Annotated in this window: 12 protein-coding genes; all 12 read right to left on the bottom strand. The window is 69.2% G+C overall.

Going from position 1 to position 15166, the window contains the following annotated elements; translation table 11 throughout:
• Positions 1–4: 4 nt before the first annotated feature.
• Positions 5–1144 carry a hypothetical protein gene (locus OOK40_RS30055; protein WP_266487775.1) on the bottom strand — a complete coding sequence of 380 codons (1140 nt, stop codon included), beginning with the start codon at positions 1142–1144 and terminating at the stop codon, positions 5–7.
• A complete protein-coding gene (locus OOK40_RS30050) occupies positions 1137–1487 on the bottom strand; it encodes a hypothetical protein (protein ID WP_266487773.1) in 351 nt (116 codons plus the stop codon). The genes OOK40_RS30055 and OOK40_RS30050 overlap by 8 nt, the downstream gene beginning before the upstream one ends.
• 3 nt (positions 1488–1490) lie before the next feature.
• Complete coding sequence (locus OOK40_RS30045; RefSeq protein ID WP_266487771.1) at positions 1491–2156, bottom strand: hypothetical protein; 666 nt, start codon at positions 2154–2156, stop codon at positions 1491–1493.
• A 3-nt stretch (positions 2157–2159) separates the two neighbouring features.
• Positions 2160–2684: an SUKH-4 family immunity protein gene (locus tag OOK40_RS30040; RefSeq protein WP_266487770.1), complete on the bottom strand. Its 525-nt coding sequence runs from the start codon at positions 2682–2684 to the stop codon at positions 2160–2162.
• 63 nt (positions 2685–2747) lie between these two features.
• The gene (locus tag OOK40_RS30035; RefSeq protein WP_266487769.1) at positions 2748–9197 is read right to left on the bottom strand and encodes a DUF4157 domain-containing protein; all 6450 of its coding nucleotides are present in this window, start codon (positions 9195–9197) and stop codon (positions 2748–2750) included.
• Positions 9194–9490, bottom strand: coding sequence for a hypothetical protein (locus OOK40_RS30030; RefSeq protein WP_266487768.1), 297 nt, complete (start codon positions 9488–9490; stop codon positions 9194–9196). Before OOK40_RS30030 ends, OOK40_RS30035 begins: the two co-directional genes overlap by 4 nt.
• Positions 9481–11607: an ATP-binding protein gene (locus OOK40_RS30025; RefSeq protein ID WP_266488518.1), complete on the bottom strand. Its 2127-nt coding sequence runs from the start codon at positions 11605–11607 to the stop codon at positions 9481–9483. Before OOK40_RS30025 ends, OOK40_RS30030 begins: the two co-directional genes overlap by 10 nt.
• Before the next feature lie 33 nt (positions 11608–11640).
• Positions 11641–12474, bottom strand: a complete 834-nt coding sequence (locus tag OOK40_RS30020; protein ID WP_266487767.1) for a DUF4255 domain-containing protein — start codon at positions 12472–12474, stop codon at positions 11641–11643.
• Positions 12475–12478: 4 nt separating this feature from the next.
• Complete coding sequence (locus OOK40_RS30015) at positions 12479–13201, bottom strand: hypothetical protein (protein WP_266487765.1); 723 nt, start codon at positions 13199–13201, stop codon at positions 12479–12481.
• On the bottom strand, positions 13194–13940 hold the full coding sequence (locus OOK40_RS30010; RefSeq protein ID WP_266487763.1) for a hypothetical protein: 747 nt from the start codon (positions 13938–13940) through the stop codon (positions 13194–13196). The genes OOK40_RS30015 and OOK40_RS30010 overlap by 8 nt, the downstream gene beginning before the upstream one ends.
• A 29-nt stretch (positions 13941–13969) precedes the next feature.
• The gene (locus OOK40_RS30005; protein WP_266487762.1) at positions 13970–14494 is read right to left on the bottom strand and encodes a phage tail protein; all 525 of its coding nucleotides are present in this window, start codon (positions 14492–14494) and stop codon (positions 13970–13972) included.
• Between the two features lie 29 nt (positions 14495–14523).
• A partial coding sequence (locus tag OOK40_RS30000) for a phage tail sheath C-terminal domain-containing protein (protein WP_266487761.1) occupies positions 14524–15166 on the bottom strand: 643 nt, incomplete at its 5' end.

The raw sequence follows: 15166 nt of genomic DNA, 5'->3' as shown, positions 1-15166 counted from the left end.
GTCTTTACGGTCGTACGGTGCTGCTGCGGGCGATCAGTCCTTCACGCGAGAGCGTGAAGTTCTGCTGATACGAGCCGGGCCTGAGGTTGTGCGTCACGCTCTTGACGTAGTAATCGCCGTCGTACGTCACGCCCGAGCCGCGCACCCCCACCAACTCCCGTGGCCGCAGGACATATCCGTGCCGGTTGACATCCAGCGACCCGGACCCGGAAATCGCGTCCGCGGACGTCGCGGCCCTGGCGAGGGTCTCGGCCTCGGCCTGCCCCAGCTCCTTCTTCGCCGTACCGGAAAGGGTCTTGCGCTTGAGGGCGGGCGAGGCGCGGAGGCCGAGCGGTGGCCGCAGCGGGCTGATGTCGGGCTGCGCCAGCAGCCGCACGTCGCGGGTGCGCGGGTCCTGGACGCGGGCCTGGGGCTCTTCCCTGGCCGTCCCGTCGTAGGCGAACGTCAGCTGGTCGACAGTGGAGTTGTTGTCCATGTTGACGTTCAGCGCATGCTGGCGCTGGCCGAGCCGCTGCTCGGGACCCCAGAACGCGATGGACCGGCCGATACCCGGTCCCGGCTCCAGATAGAAGGTGTATCCGTTGGCGCGGGCCAGCTCGTTCAGATACTGCAGATCCGTGCCGGTCTGGTAGTCGACGCGCAGCTGCTCGCGGGGCGGCTGATGGATCTGCTCACGGATGATCCAGGGATCGATTCCGTAGTCCGCGTACCTCCGCAGAATCCGCTCAACGCGCTGTGCGGGGCCGAGATTCGGATACCGGTCCGTCCGCTCCTCCAGATCCATCAGCAGGGTCAGATCCTCACCAGTGACGGTGAGCGTGGTCTGTCCCGGCTGATTGCTGGCGCCGACTTCCTGCCGCACGATCAGCCCGTCCAGGATCACCGTCGACGTGCCCTTGACGGACGTCGTGACGATCACCCTGGTCTTCGGATCGAAGTAGCCCTCGGGCAGCAGCCGCTGAGTGATCAGCCCCCGCTTGGTCAGATCGAAGGCGAGCTGGAACCCGCTCCGTTCACCGGCGGTCATGGTGATCTGCGCGGACAACAGAGCCTCGGCCACCTCGGCCGGCACCGGCCGGGTGAGCTTGGGCCCCATGTGCAGGGTGAGATGGACGGGCCCGCTCCCGATGGGCTCGTCAGCCATGGAACCCACCCGGCAGAGGAATGTCGATCGTCCGCCCCGGCTCGGCGGTCAGCTCCTGGGGGTCGAGCACGGGATTGGCGTCCGCGATCTGCCACCACTGCCCGGGGTCGCCGAAGTAGCGCTGCCCGAGATGATCGGGCCGCTCGCCGCTGCTGACCGTGTGCGGGGCGGTCTCGCCGGCGGCCTCGCTGAGCGGAGGCAGCAAACGCCGCTTGGTGTACCGCACTTCGGTGCCGTCCGCGAGGCGGTGCACGCCGATCTCCGCGTCGTGGTACCGGCTGGTGCGGGGGTACGGATGTGCCCCCGGGATCGCGTCCAGCGCACTCTCATAAGGATCAATCACGTCCTACAGCCCCCGTCCAAGCCCGAGCTCGGCCAGCCGCCCGCCGCGCGCGGCGGCGGCGAGCCGTTCCTTCTGCGCCAGATGTGCGAGATACAGGTCGGCCCCGCGGTGCCCGGCGGGCAGATCGCTCACACTGAGCACCTTCATGCCGATGCCGAGGCTCGCCCTGATCGGGTTGAGATTGACGTCGAACGCCGACTCGTTGATGGACAGTTCGGTGAGCCGCACGGGCATCACGCGCTTGCTCCCCCAGGTGAAGAGGGTCAGTGGCATCTCGATCGGGCTGATCTCGATGGTGCCCTTCTGGGTCCGGCGGGAGGCTTCGCGCAGCTGTGCACTGGTGGGATGCACCAGCATCTCCAGCGTCGCGAGCTGCGGATGGATCCCGTCGGGCGCGGCGACCTCGAACTGATCGGTGGCATCGATCTCCGCGGTGAACTTCCATGTCTCCTCAGCTGGCCCCTTGAGTCGGAGGGCTTCGTTGCGGTCCCCTCCGCTTCCTCCACCGCCGGCGTCACCACTGCCTCCGGCGGATTGGGGGGCGAGGGAGCGTTCGAGGGTGTCGGGGTTGAACTGGAGGACGATGATGCGCTGGGGGGTTCCGCGCTCGGGGTCGACGACGACGATGCCGGAGCGGATGGGCTTGGGTATGTCGGCGTAACGGGTCATTCGCTATCCCTCCTGCTCCTGCAAGCGGTCAAGGACGGACGACCACCAGTTGTCGGACTCCTCAAAGGCGAAGGAGTCCCGCTCCCTGAGGTAGGCAGCAACGTCGCTCGTGTACTGACGCAGCTCATCCACCGAGGCTTCCCGCCGCATCTTTGCGCGCAGTCCGAAAAGTCGGAGGAACTCGATGAAGTCGTCGACGGTGCTGTTCACGATGTCAGCTTCGGGACCATCATCGAAAAATGTGAAGAGGCCGACGTACCCATCGTTCACGTCAAGGAAGTAGCGCAACCTCTCGTCGCCCGGAACACCACCCAGAATGAAAACCTTTTGCTTCTCACCCGCGGCCTCGAACTCGTGGAGCGCGAACGCCTGGGGAACTCTCCTTGTGTGGACGGTGAAGACTCCGTCCAGTTCCTTTGGGAGCCCGATCTGGGACAGGCTCCGAACGTCCGAAGGGGACACTCCGACCCGGCTCAGCTCATCGGCCTTGACGGTGATGACGTTGTCTTCGCCTTCGAAAGCGTCCACGAGGTCGCGGTGCGCAGGCAATGTGTTGCTCCTTTTCGTCGGACCGTCGATCGGTCCGCTGATCTACCAGATCACTCGTACGGTGATCAGATTCCCGTTCCCTGTCTTGTTGACGAAGGTGTCGATTTTCGTGCCAGTCGTGGTGTTGGTCGTGGCATCCAGTAAGTACATGTTCTTGAACGAGTCCAGCCCGCCGAGTTGCAGATCAACTTCATGATCGACGTGCATGGATTTTAGCTTGGCGTTGATGTCGCCCTGCAGCTTCCTGTTGGGCGCTGCGATCTCAAGGGCACGCACTCGAACCGCTTGCCGGAAGTTGGCTGTGATGTCCGTGATGCGGGCTGCATCCGAGAGTGCCTGCTCCCTCTCCTCGTCGGTACCCTTGAACGTCTTGCTCCAGAAGGCAGGTTTCGCAGGGTGTTTGACGAGTGTTCCCTGCGCTTCGGCTCGCTTGTAGGCCAAGGCCTTTCGGGCGAAGCCGATTCTGTCGAACCTGTCGTCCCAGGCGAACTGCGCCTCGGTCGTCGGCTCCTCGGTCTTGGCTTTGAGTCGGCCTTTCCGCTCCTGGAACTTGGATAACTTGAAGGCGTTGGCCATACCTTCCGAGACCTGCTGGTTCTCGGAAATCGAGACGCCCGCCTGTGCCCGCTCGTCGTCGCTCTCGGGCCAACCCTTCCCTTGCTCGTCGACCGTGTGCAGGCCGCTTCGTACCTCTTTCTCTGCCGCGCGAATGGTCATCAAGGCCTTGTTGCGGTGATTCTCCTCGTCGGCCCGGTAGAGCTCCTTGATACGTCGCTCCATTGACTGGATGAAAGCGTCCTCGTTCGCGTCGTCCATGAACAGGAGCCAGTCCTCGAACCCTGTGATCCCCAAGGACTCTTCCAATTGTGCCCTGTTGCCACCCTCGTCGAGGATCTTTTCGAGCCGTGCCCTGTTTGCCTTGGAAACCGTACCCACCGGGTTGAGCATGGCCTCCGTCTTGAAAGGGCGTGTGGTCGAGGTCGTGAGATTCGACAGCCGGTACCAAGCGCGCATGCCGAGGAGGGCGGACCTCAGAATGGGTTGCCTGATGCCCTTCGAGAGCAGCTTCGTGACCTTTGGACGGATGCGGGCGATGATCTTCTGAAGGCGAGCCTCCTTGGACTCCTTGGACTTCTCCTTCTTCTTTTGGCCGTCCTGCCGCTGCTTCTTCTGGTCCGCGCGCTGCTTCTTGTCGTCGCGCATGCGGTCGCGCTTCTTTTTGAAGATGTCGCGCATCTTATTGCCGCTGTTCTTCAGCGCCTTGCCCAGCTTGCTCTTGCGTAGCTTCTTGCCCAGCGCCTTGCCGGCGTTCCGCACCTTCTTCAGCGCCGACTTGACCTTGCCCTTGATCTTCTGGAGGGCCTTGCCCAGCGGCGACTTCGGCTTGCGCGGCTTCGGGCGCTTCGGAGCCTCGGTCTCTTTCTTCTTCTTGGGCGGCGTCTGTGGAGACTTGTCCTTCGTCGTGTCCGGCCTCTGGGCCCCGGACTTGTCCCGCTTCTGATCGGGAGTCCTGTCAGGCCGCGCATCCGGCCTCTGCTGCTCCCGCTTCGCCTCCGCCTCCTCCCGCCGGTGCTCCCGCTCGCTGTCCGGCGTCTTGCTCGTCGGGCGGTCGTGCGCCGTGTCCTTCGGGGCACTGCGGCCCGGACCCCGGTCCGTCGACGTCGACCGGTTCTTCGGGACCCGCGGTCCCTTCGGCTTCGACGGCCCCGTCGGCTTCCTCAAGGACTCCACCGCGTTGCGCACCGCGCCCCGCGCCTTGTTCACCGCGTTGCCCGCCGCCTCCTTCGCGCCCTTGCCGGTCTTCTTGAGGCCCTTCATGATCTTCTCGGCCATCGCCTTGAGGCGCTTGCCGACGCCCTTCGTCGCCGAAGACAGGCGGATCATCAAGAAGTTGGCGATGAAGTCGAGCAGCGCCACGATCCCCGCAGCGACCGCCTCCGCGAACAGGCACGCCGCCGGGCCTGCCTTCACCGCCTTCAAGTACGCCCAGAACTTGCTGAAGGCGTTCAGGATCGAGCTCAGGCTCTGCCACGCCGCCATCAGGCCCTGGACGATCGTGAGGATCGCCCCCGCGGCCGGCACCAGCATCGAGACGACCTTCTCGATCACGAGCGACGCGATCATCATCGGCAGCGACGCAATGATCGCGTCCCACGCCATCTTGCCGATCTGCTTGATCGAGACGCAGCCCTTCACCAGGACATTGATGACGGCCTTGCCCAGGCCGAGGATGCCCTCGACCTTCGTGTCGAACCATCGCTTCACGCCGGTCTTGATGGCGCCCCAGAGGTGGTCCTGGATACCGGACTTCGCCGAGCTGCCCGCCTTGCCGATCCAGCCGCCCGGGTCCGGCGCGATGTCCGCCACCAGAGCCGCAAACTTGCCCAGCGCTTCGATCGCTGCCTGGGCGAACTTGATCGCGCCGAGGATGACCGCCTGGTAGGCCTTGATGACGGCCTTGATGCCCGCCTCAAGGACGTCGAGCAGCGCGTTCAGGCCCGCCGCCAGCGCGTCGAGCAGCGCGTTGACCGCCTTCTTCAGGCCGTCCGCCAGCGCGTTGACCCCCGCGATCGCCTTGTCGCGCAGGCCCTCGATCGCCTTGCGGAACTTGTCCCGCAGCTCCGGGAAGGCCGCGAGCAGCACGTCCCCGATGGCGATCAGCGCGTCCGCCAGCACATTGATCGCGCTGATCGCGAGGTCACGTACGAAGTCGATGGCCTTGTTGGCCCACTCCTTGAACGTGTCGATGATGCCGTTGACGAGCTTGCGCGCCGCGTCGAAGACCTTGGTGACCGCGTCGAGGATCGCGTTGAAGGCGCTCTTCACCTTGTCGGCGACCCAGCCGAAGAAGCCTCCAGAAGGCTTCTCCTCCTCCTTCTTCTTCTCGGCCTCCTTCTCCGCCTTCTCGCGCTCAGTGTCGATCTGCGCGTTGTCCTTGTCCTTCCGGTCGCTGACCTCCTTGTCCTTGTCGTCGCGGGCCTTGACGATTTCCTTGTTCTTCTCGGTGTGTTCCTTCTCGGACTTCTTGTCCGCGTCCTCGATCTTCTGGTCCTGCTCGGTGCGCCAGTTCTCGCGCTCGCGCTGGGCATCCTCAGCCGCTCGGCCGCGCTCGGCCGTCTGCTTCTCGGCGTTCTGGGCGACCTCGCGGTCGATCTCGGTCTGCTTCTCCTGCTTGGCCTGCTGCTCGCCCTGCTGCTGTTCCTTCTCCTTGGCGACGAGGTCGCCCTGGGCCTGGCCCGCGGCTCCCTGGATCTCGCTGCCGCGCTCCTGCTTGGCGACCGCACCGACGCCGGGCTTGGGCGCGGACCCGGCCTTCAGGTCGCCTCCGCCGCCCCGCCGTCGACCGCCCGAGGCCTCGCCGACCAGTTGCTCCTGGGGCGCGTCGGGGAAGATCTGGTCCTCGCCCATCGGCTTGGCCGCGTCATCGCGGCCCGTGCTCTGGATGTCGGACTGCTTCTCCTTGAGCGCCTTGGCCTGGTCGTCCGTGCGCTTCGGGTCGCTCTCGCCCTCAAGCCTGATCTTGGGGGCGGGGCCGACCGTCTTGTTCTGCAGTTCCGGGTCGACGGTCGGGACGGCGTCGGCCGCGGCATCGACGTTCTTCGCCTCTTCAGCTGTCAGCTTGTCCGCCACCGGGGCCGGCGGCGGGGGCGTGTTGTCGGTGGGCTTAGCGCCCTCCGCCTTCTCACTGCCCTTGGCCTTCTGCTTCTCGACCCGGTCCTCGGGCCCGAGCTTCTCGACCTTGCCGGTCACCTCGGCGGCCGGAGCGGCCGCCTCGGGCGGGCCCGACTGGGTGCGCGGGGCACCCGAAGGGCGCTCCCGCTTCGGCGGGTTGGCGTCGAGCCGCTGCTGCTCCTCGCCGATCTTCTTGTCCGCGGCGGCGTCCACACCGGGCATGGCGGCCGCGGCCTGGTCCGGCGCCAGCTTGCTGACCGTACCGATGGCGGCCTTCGGATCCTGGCCCGAGACGTCGGGCGGCTCCTCCTGCTTCTCCTCGGGAGCGGCCCCACCGCCGCCACCGCAACTGCCGCCGCCCTCCTCCTTCTCCGCCGCGGGCTCCGGAGGGGCGCAGCCGCCGCCGTCCTTCTCCAGCGACGCCTCAGGCTGGGCCTTGGTGCCCTCCGGCGCGGGAGCACCGAACTTCCCCGGGCTTTCCGCCTGTTCGGCCGCAGGACTGACCGCGGCCTGCGCCGCCGAGGTCGCCCCGCCGGGGCCGGTGGCCGCGCTCGGGCCCGCAGTACTGCTTCCGCCGACCACACCGCTCGGCGCCGCTCCCGGACCGCTCTCCTTCGGCACCGCGCTCTTGGGGGACGACGCCTCGTGGTCGCCCTTCGCCGAGTCGGCGACCCGGCGCGCGGCAGGGGAGGGCCTGCGGTCCTCGGCGGAAGTCCGCTCCGTGTGCGCGCCCGCGGGCGGGGTGGCGGCAGCCGCGGTAACGGCGCTGCTCACATTCGGCGCTGCGGAAGCAGCCGCCCCAGGACGGGCCTTGGCGTCCTGCAGCTCCTGCTCCTTGCGCTCCTCCCGCTGGTCCTCGGCGCTCTTGGCGTCAGGCTGCTCATCGCCGTCGCGTTCCCCGCCGTCGGCGTTCTGCTCGCCCTGTTGCTGCTCCGGGTCCTGCTTCTCCGCCTCGGGTTCCGGCTCCTGCCTGCCCTCGGTCTCCGGATCGGGTCCGACCTCCTGGTCCACCGGCTTCTCCGGCTGGAGGTCCTTCTCGCTACGGTCCCCGGCCTCGGCCGCCGGTCCGCCCTCGGGCTGCGGCGCCTCGCCCTCAACGGGACCCATCTCGGCACCCGGCGGCTTGGCCTCCGCCTCCGGGGCGTCCTCGTCCTCTTCCTCCTCGGCGTCGTTCTCCCGCTGCTCCTGGACCTGTTCGGCCTTCGTCGGCGGGGGAGTGGGGAAGGTCGGCACCGTGGCAGTGGGGTTGTCGGCCGTGGGAACCGACGAGACGTCGAGATCGGTGTCCGGCAGATAGTCCTCGGGCTTGAGCTCGGGCTCGGCCGAGCCGCCTCCCTTGGCCCGGTCGCCCTCGTCGCTCCCGATCTCCCGGTCCGCGCCCGCCTCGAGCCCGAGCGGCTTCTCCTCCTCGCGCGGCTCGCCCTCGTCCTCGTCCTTCTCGTGCAGCCCGTGCTCGGACAGCGCGCTGTCCCGTTGCTCCGCCCGCTCGTCCACCTTCTCCGGGCGTACGGGACCGGGCTGCCCCTTCGCCTTCGGGTCGAGGTTCTCCTGCTTCGAGCCGTCCGCCGGCTTCTTCGCGTCGTCCTTGCGCTTGCGCTTGTCGGCGCCGGGAGCGTTCGCCTGCTCGGGGTCCTGCTCCTCCCGGTCGCGCTGTTCCTTGCGCTCCTCCTTGGCCTGCTCGGCGCCGCCCGCCTGGCCCTGGGCGCGTTCGTCCGCGGCCTCGTCGACCCGCTGCCGGTCCTGGTCCTGCTTCTCTTCTTCCTGCTGCTGTTCCTGTGCCGCCTGCTGCCGGGACTGGGCGCGTTCGTCCTCCTGCTCCGTGCGCCGGGCGGCCTCGTCCTTCTCGGCCGCGGCGTCCGACTGCGCCCTGCTCCGGTCGCCTCCGCGTTTCTCGTCGCGCGCCCTGGCGTCCTTCTGCTCCTCGCGGGAGTCCGCGGCCCGCTTGTCCTTCGCGCCCCGGCCGCCTTCTTCCTTGCGCTTCCACTGGGTGCGCTCGACACCGAGGAGCTCGAAGAGGTCGGTCTCCGGTTCGGGCACCTCGGCAGGCCGGAGGTCGACGGGCCCGGTCTCGGACTCCTCGGCGAGGTCGAGGAGCCGGTCGTACTCGTTGGAGAGCAGCCGCACTTCCAGCCGGTCCAGCACCGAGTCCTGCAACTGCGGCGACATCCGGGCGAGTTGGAGGCGTACACGACCTGACAGATCCGCCGGGTCGCCGCGCAGGGAGCGCAGCACGCCGTTCGCGAGACGGTCCACCAGCGTTGCGGGGTCCAGCTGTTCCATCCGGGACCGGTCGGCGTCGACCGTGGCGTACCGCAGCCAGCCGGGCGTCGACGGCTCCGGCTCCACCTGGGGGGCCTGCTCCTCGTCCCGTACAACAGCCTGCGCCGCCGACTCGGCCTCGCGCTCCATCGCCTGTTGCGGCAGGCTCACCGCACCCAGGTCTCGGCCCACGCGCAACGCGCCCAGACCGTCCGGGTTCTGCACCGTGTGCAGCAGCTCGTGAGCCAGCAGCCGCTGCCCGTCCGCCGTGCCGGGGCGGTAGGCGCCCTCCCGGAAGAAAATGTCCTGGCCGACCGCGACCGCGTCCGCGCCCAGCAGCTCGGTGAGCGTGCCCGCGTCCCGGTCTGTGTGCAGGCGCACCCGGCTGAAGTCGTGGCCGAGCTGCTCCTCCAGCTCCCGTCGTACGCTCAGGTCGAGCGGTTGTCCGGCCCCGCTGACGATGTTCTTCGGCTCCGGCGTACGGGACTTGGCGCGCTCCTTGCGCTTGCGCCGCCGTTCGGCCTGGGCCGTCTGCGCGTCCTGGGCATGTGACGTACTCATCGCGGCTCACCCCGCCCCGAAAGTCCTGCGTGCACGGCACGCGCCAGTGCCTCGCCCAGTCGCGCCGGCGAGGTGGTCGCGGGCAGCGGCGGCAGCCCGGACAGTCCGTCGAGCGCCCGGCCGCCGTCGGCGGCCAGCGGCACGCCACGCTCCCGTACGAGCCGGGCCAGCTCCGCCTGGAAGGCGGCCGACACCCTGTCGGGGTCCAGCCGCTCGAACCCGTCGAGCACCAGCTCGCCGATGTCCACGCGGATCGCGCCCTCCGCACCGCGCGGTGCCTCGTTCAGACCCATCCGTGGACCTCCGAGGGCGTCAAGGAGCGGTCCAGCTTGAGGTATTCGGTACGCGCCGCCTCCAGCATGTGACGCATCTGGAGCCGGTCGCCCTCCTCCGCCGCCAGGAAGGCGCCCGACAGCGCGATGTTGCGGATCGAGCCCCCCGCCACGGTCAGCCGGGCGAGCTGCTCGGGATCGATGCCCTTCATCGGGGCCCGCGCGGGCAGCACCCGCCGCCAGATCTCCGCGCGTTCGCTCTCGCCGGGGAAGGGGAAGTCGACGACGAAGCGGATACGGCGCATGAACGCCGTGTCCAGTGCCTGCTTCATGTTCGTCGTCAGGATCGCCAGCCCCCGGTATGCCTCCATCCGCATCAACAGATAGCTGACCTCGAGGTTGGCGTACCGGTCATGGCTGTCCTTGACCTCGCTGCGCTTGCCGAACAGCGCGTCGGCCTCGTCGAACAGCAGCAGCGCGCCGCCGCGTTCGGCCGCGTCGAAGACCTTGCGGAGGTTCTTCTCGGTCTCGCCGATGTACTTGCTGACGACCTGCGAGAGATCGATGATGAAGAGGTCCAGGCCCAGCTCCTTGGCCATGACCTCGGCGGCCAAGGTCTTTCCGGTGCCGGAACCGCCCGCGAAGAGCGCGGTGACACCGAGCCCCCGGCGCAGCGTCTCGGCGAAGCCCCACTCCTGGTACACGGTCGAGCGCTGACGCACATGCGCGACGATCTCGCGCAGAATCCGCAACTGCCGCTCGGCCAGCACCAGATCGCCCCACGCCGCCCGCGGCTCGATCCGCCGGCCCAGCTCGTCCATGCCCATCCGGGCCTCGGTGAGCCCGGCCCGCCAGGCAAGTGCGGTGGCCTCCAGTTCGTCCTCGCCCGGCAGATCCCGTACGACGGCCGCGCCGGCGGACCGGATCAGATGCGGCGGAAGCGAGAACTGCTCGACGAGATCGCGCAGGTCCTCCTCGCTCACCTCCGGTACGTCCGCGAACGCGTCGGCCCACACACCCAGTTGCTCATCGCTGTCCAGTGGTGGCACCGTCACGCGCTCGCCGCGCGGCCGGGCAGTCTGCCGGGGATCGAGGCTGGAGACGACGAGCGGAACGGCCGCGCTCTCGATGAACGCGTCCGTCGCCGCGGCCTGGTCGCGGTCGAGCTCGCCGACCTCGACGAGCAGGGCGGCAGGCAGCATGATCGCCTCGCGCTGCCACAGCCGCGCCAGGCGGTCGCGCTCGGCCGGATCGGTGGGCATGTCGTCGGCGGCCATGGCATACAGCCCCAGCCCCGAACGGCGGGCCGCCGCCGCGGCGATGTCGGCACGGGTCCGCAGATCGCCGCCGACCAGCTCGACCCTCAGCGGCGCATGCGCTCCGGCTCCCGCCCAGCCCGTGGCGACCTGACTCGCCGCCAGATCGTACGAGGCGGGCAGGGACTCCGGTACGGGCGCACGGCGCAGCAGTCCGTGCAACCGGGAGTCCAGATAGGGCGAGCCGACGAGGAAGTGCAGGATGCGCTCGTCCAGCCGCAGCCGGGAGGTGGTCAGCCGGGTCTCGTCGTCCAGCTCGACGAGCCGCCAGCGGCGCAGCGGGGCGACGGGGGTCAGAGCGCTCCAGTGGGCGCCGTCGAGCGCGGCCAGGGCGAGCGAAAAGGTGGGGTGGGCGCGTTCGGGGTCCCCGCTCGCGGCCGCACACCGTCCACCGGTCGTGGAGTCGAGCTCTGCGGCGGCGGCCAGCAGGACGACATCGCGCTCGAAGGGGCTGAGCCCGAAGCAGGCGACGAGCGAGTCGAGCGTGGCGGGCCCGCGCACGCCGGGGGCGGCTGCGAGAAGGCCCTGGGCTGCCGGTTCGCTTCCGGCCGCAGCAGCGGAGGAGGTGGTGTCTCCGGCTGCGAGTTCGCTCCGCGAAAGGGCCCCGGCGCCCGGGTCGCTGCCCTGCCGTCCCGGCTCATCCGCCGCACCCGCCGTACCCGCCGCACCCGCCGCACCCGCCGCGGCGCTCTGTCCGCGGCCCGGGCGTCCCTGCGCCCGGGCCGCATGGGCGTCGATACGGGTGAGCACGGACCGTACCGCCGCGAACAACGCACGGCCGTCCGCCGTGGTGGACCCAGCCGTCCCGTCGAACGTGCCCATACCCTCACCCGCCCCCGTGTTGCGCACCGTGTCTCAGCTCTCCTTGTCGTCGGCGCCCGCTTCAGTGCCTTTACGGGCACGAGCGGGGGCGGCCCGTTTCGCGACGGGCTTCGCGGCAGCCTTGGTGGCCTTCGCCGCGGCCCGTTTCCTCACAGGCACAGTCGCGTTGGGCTCCGCGTCAGACGCGAGCTCCGGCTCGGTCGGCGGCTGGGTTACAGACACCGGCGACTCACCCCCAGGCGGCACCGGCGCGCCCGGTGCCCCGAACGGCAGCACCCTCACCGTCCGCCGCTCCACGGGCTTCGCCGGCACCGGCCTCTCGCGGCCCTCGATCAGGACCAGCGACGCCTGGTACGCCACCGACAGGGTGTACGGCGTCTGATGGAGCATCCCCCACAGCTTCGACGTCTCGTCGATGTCCATCACCGTCGGCGTGAACCGCACCTTCTGCGGCGACTCGGCCAGATCGCTGCCCGCCAGATACGGCCGCTCCGCCGCGAGCTCGATCAACTCCTTCGGCAGCACCGGGATTTCGTGCAGTGTCCGCACCACGCAGCCGATCAGCCGCTGCCCGACCAGCTCCGCCTCCTCCCCGTACGCACTGATCAGAAAGTGCAGATCCAGCGCGGCCGCCGGCCGTTTGAGGAGCGTGCCGTCCGAGGCACGGGTCGGCAGATCGGTATGGCGCATCGAGGGGTTCGGTGTGACTTGGTACAGGAAGACGTTGATGGTCGGCTCGGTGGGCGGTTCGGCCGGTGGTTTACGGGTCTCGACCTTGACCGCGATGTCCATCTCGGGGCTCAGATTGTGATCGATCAGCAGGGCCAGTGCCTGGGTGACCGTCGCGATGGCGAGTGCGTTGCTCATGACCTCAGTCCCTCTTCTCGCCGCGTGACAGATAGTCGTCCAGCGTCAGCGCGGGTGTGCGCCGTCCGGTGTGCTCGGGGCGGCCGCCGGCGGGGCGGCTCGCGCCGGGCGGCGGGGCCGCGCTCACCTCCAGCCGTCCGATCTGTACGTGCACGACGCGTTCGGCAGCCCGCGGCGCGCGCCGTCCCACTCCGCTCAGCGCCGCACCACGGGCGGCGGCCGTATCGGCGCCGCGCGGCCGGGCCGGTGCCGAGGCGGCCCGGGGGACCGCTTCCGTGGCCCGGGACGCGGAGGCAGTCTGCGTTCGCGGTGCCTCGGGCACCTCGGCCGAAGCCCCCCGCCTCCCGGCACGCGGAACATCCGAGGCGGCCTGTCGCGGAGCCACGGGCGCGGGCACGGCAGGCCGCAGCAACGGCCCCGGACTCTGCACGGCCTGCACCGCCCGTCGCTCGGTCTCACCCGCCGTGGCCGTGGCCTCGGTCCGTACGACGGTCTCGCGATCCGTCCGCACCTCGCGCTCGTGCCGTACCAACTCGGCCGGTCCGAAGGCAGGCTGGGGCGCCGACGGGATCAGCGCCGCCGGCTGGTCGGGTTCCGGTGGTCCGCTCCGCAGCGCCTCGGCCCGTTCGAACGGGCCGGGCAGCCGCGGCCGGACCCGTGCCGGGCCACTGCCGGCCGCGGGCACCGGTGTGTACCGGGCGAGCAGCCGGTCGAAGTAGTCAGGCATCTGCGCACAGCTCCAGGTAGTAACGACGCCGCAGCGGGCTGAGCGCCAGAATCGCCGGTTCGCTCCACCCGTAGGCGGTGGCGAGCAGATGGACGTCGAGCATCAAGTCCCGTGCCCAGGTGTCGAGTTCGGTCCACAGATAGGAGGTGATGTCCAGCTCGGCGGGGGTGGCCTCGCCGCACTCGGGGCAGGCGACGTTCAGTGTCACGTCGGCCGCCGGATCGGCTTGCTCCGCCAGTTCGGCCAGCCGTCGCTGTACGACCTCGGGCAGCAGTGCGGCCAGCCGTTCGGCCGGCAGCGCCTCCCCGTTCCGCAGCGCCGAAACAGTGCAGCGCGCCATGAGCAGCCGACGGGCCTCGTCAGGATCCGGCACCGCACCGGCCGCCGCGAGGTCGGCGACGGTGGGCAGCCGGAACTCGATCGCCCACTCGCCCTCCTCCACCCGCAGCGGCCCGTCCGGTGTCTTGGTCCGGGCGCCGAACAGCGTCGCGTCGAGGTCGAACTCCATGGCCTCGCCGCATGCCGCGCACTCGACCCGCACCTGCATGCGCTCGCCGAACAACGCCCGGCGCAGCGCGAACAGATCAGCCTCCCGCTCGCCGACCGGCATCGACAGCAACGCGTCGGTGCCGGCCCCCGGGCGGGCCGCCCGGTGCAGCAGCAGAGACCTTCCCGAGTCGTGCTGCGCGAGCCCGGCCTCCCAGGTGGCGAGCAGCTCGGCCGGCCCCGTCGGCGTCATCCCTCATTCCTCCGGTGCGCAGACGTCGTTCAGGCGGGATGGGTGAAGGAGGGCTCGACCGGCTCCTCCACCTCGTAGTCCCGCTCCCAGCCCTCGCACTCGAGCTTGACGCTCTGGATCGCGACGGCGTTGGCGTTGGCGTCCAGTTCGCCGAGCACCTGGTACTCGCTCACCCAGGCTCGGTAGAGCTTGTGCGAGACGGCCACCTGCCCGGCCTCGTTGAGGACCTGGATGATGATGTCCTTGCGGAAGTCACGCAGCGAGACCTCCGAGCCCAGCCCGGCCCCGACCTGCCAGACCTTGTTGGCCCAGCGGTCGAACTCCGCGTCGTGGGTGACCCCGCGCTCGAGCGTGACGCCCTCGAACTCGGAGCGGCCCGGCGACTTGCGCGGAGAGCTCGGGTCACCGCCGTGGCGGTGCTTGACCACTTCGGTGGTGCGCTTGAGGGGACTGATCTTGCTGATGCCCGCGACCGTTCGACCGTCCCAGAGGACCAGGAACTTGAAATTCTTGTAGGGGTCGAAGCGATGGGCGTTGATCTGGAACTCAGCCATCGGTTTCCTTCGTGTTCCTTTTCCTTGGGTTACGAGAGGTCGAACTGCCCGGCCATCTGCTGGATCTTGACGATCACGAACTCCGCGGGCTTGACCGGCGCGATGCCGATCACGACATTGACCACTCCGGCGTCGATGTCGGCGTCGGTGGTGGTGTCCTTGTCGCACTTGACGAAGTACGCCTCGCGCGGTGTGCCGCCCTTGAACGCGCCCTGCCGGAACAGGTCGTTGAGATAGGCCGATGCCTTGAGCCGGATCTGTTGCCACAGCTGCTCGCTGTTCGGCTCGAACACGACCCACTGCAGACCGCGGTGGAGGCTCTCCTCGACATGCAGTGCGAGACGGCGCACGGGCACGTACTTCCACTCGCTGTCGAGCGCGTCTGCGCCTTCCAGCGTGCGCGCGCCCCACACCAGCGGGCCCACCACGGGGAAGGTGCGCAGGCAGTTGATGCCCAGCGGATTGAGCAGACCGTTTTCCCGGTCGGTGAGCTTGACCGACAGGGACCGCACACCGGCGAGCCGTGCCTCGGTACCGGCCGGCGCCTTCCACACGCCGCGCTCGCCGTCGGTCCTCGCGATGACACCCGCAATGGCACCCGAGGGCGGGAAGGACCGCAGCCGCCCGGTCAGCGGGTCGTTGAGCTGCAGATGCGGGAAGTACAGCCCGGCA

This window comes from Streptomyces sp. NBC_01481 (assembly GCF_026339995.1).
In the GTDB taxonomy this organism is placed as follows: Bacteria; Actinomycetota; Actinomycetes; order Streptomycetales; family Streptomycetaceae; genus Streptomyces.
This window is presented reverse-complemented; position numbering and strand designations above follow the sequence as displayed.

Bases quoted from the DNA above. Each gene is read 5' to 3' on its own strand.
- OOK40_RS30055 (WP_266487775.1), bottom strand. From the start codon at position 1,144: ATGGCTGACGAGCCCATCGGGAGCGGGCCCGTCCATCTCACCCTGCAC.
- OOK40_RS30045 (WP_266487771.1), bottom strand. From the start codon at position 2,156: ATGACCCGTTACGCCGACATACCCAAGCCCATCCGCTCCGGCATCGTC.
- OOK40_RS30035 (WP_266487769.1), bottom strand. From the start codon at position 9,197: ATGAGTACGTCACATGCCCAGGACGCGCAGACGGCCCAGGCCGAACGG.
- OOK40_RS30030 (WP_266487768.1), bottom strand. From the start codon at position 9,490: ATGGGTCTGAACGAGGCACCGCGCGGTGCGGAGGGCGCGATCCGCGTG.
- OOK40_RS30025 (WP_266488518.1), bottom strand. From the start codon at position 11,607: ATGGGCACGTTCGACGGGACGGCTGGGTCCACCACGGCGGACGGCCGT.
- OOK40_RS30020 (WP_266487767.1), bottom strand. From the start codon at position 12,474: ATGAGCAACGCACTCGCCATCGCGACGGTCACCCAGGCACTGGCCCTG.
- OOK40_RS30015 (WP_266487765.1), bottom strand. From the start codon at position 13,201: ATGCCTGACTACTTCGACCGGCTGCTCGCCCGGTACACACCGGTGCCC.
- OOK40_RS30010 (WP_266487763.1), bottom strand. From the start codon at position 13,940: ATGACGCCGACGGGGCCGGCCGAGCTGCTCGCCACCTGGGAGGCCGGG.
- OOK40_RS30005 (WP_266487762.1), bottom strand. From the start codon at position 14,494: ATGGCTGAGTTCCAGATCAACGCCCATCGCTTCGACCCCTACAAGAAT.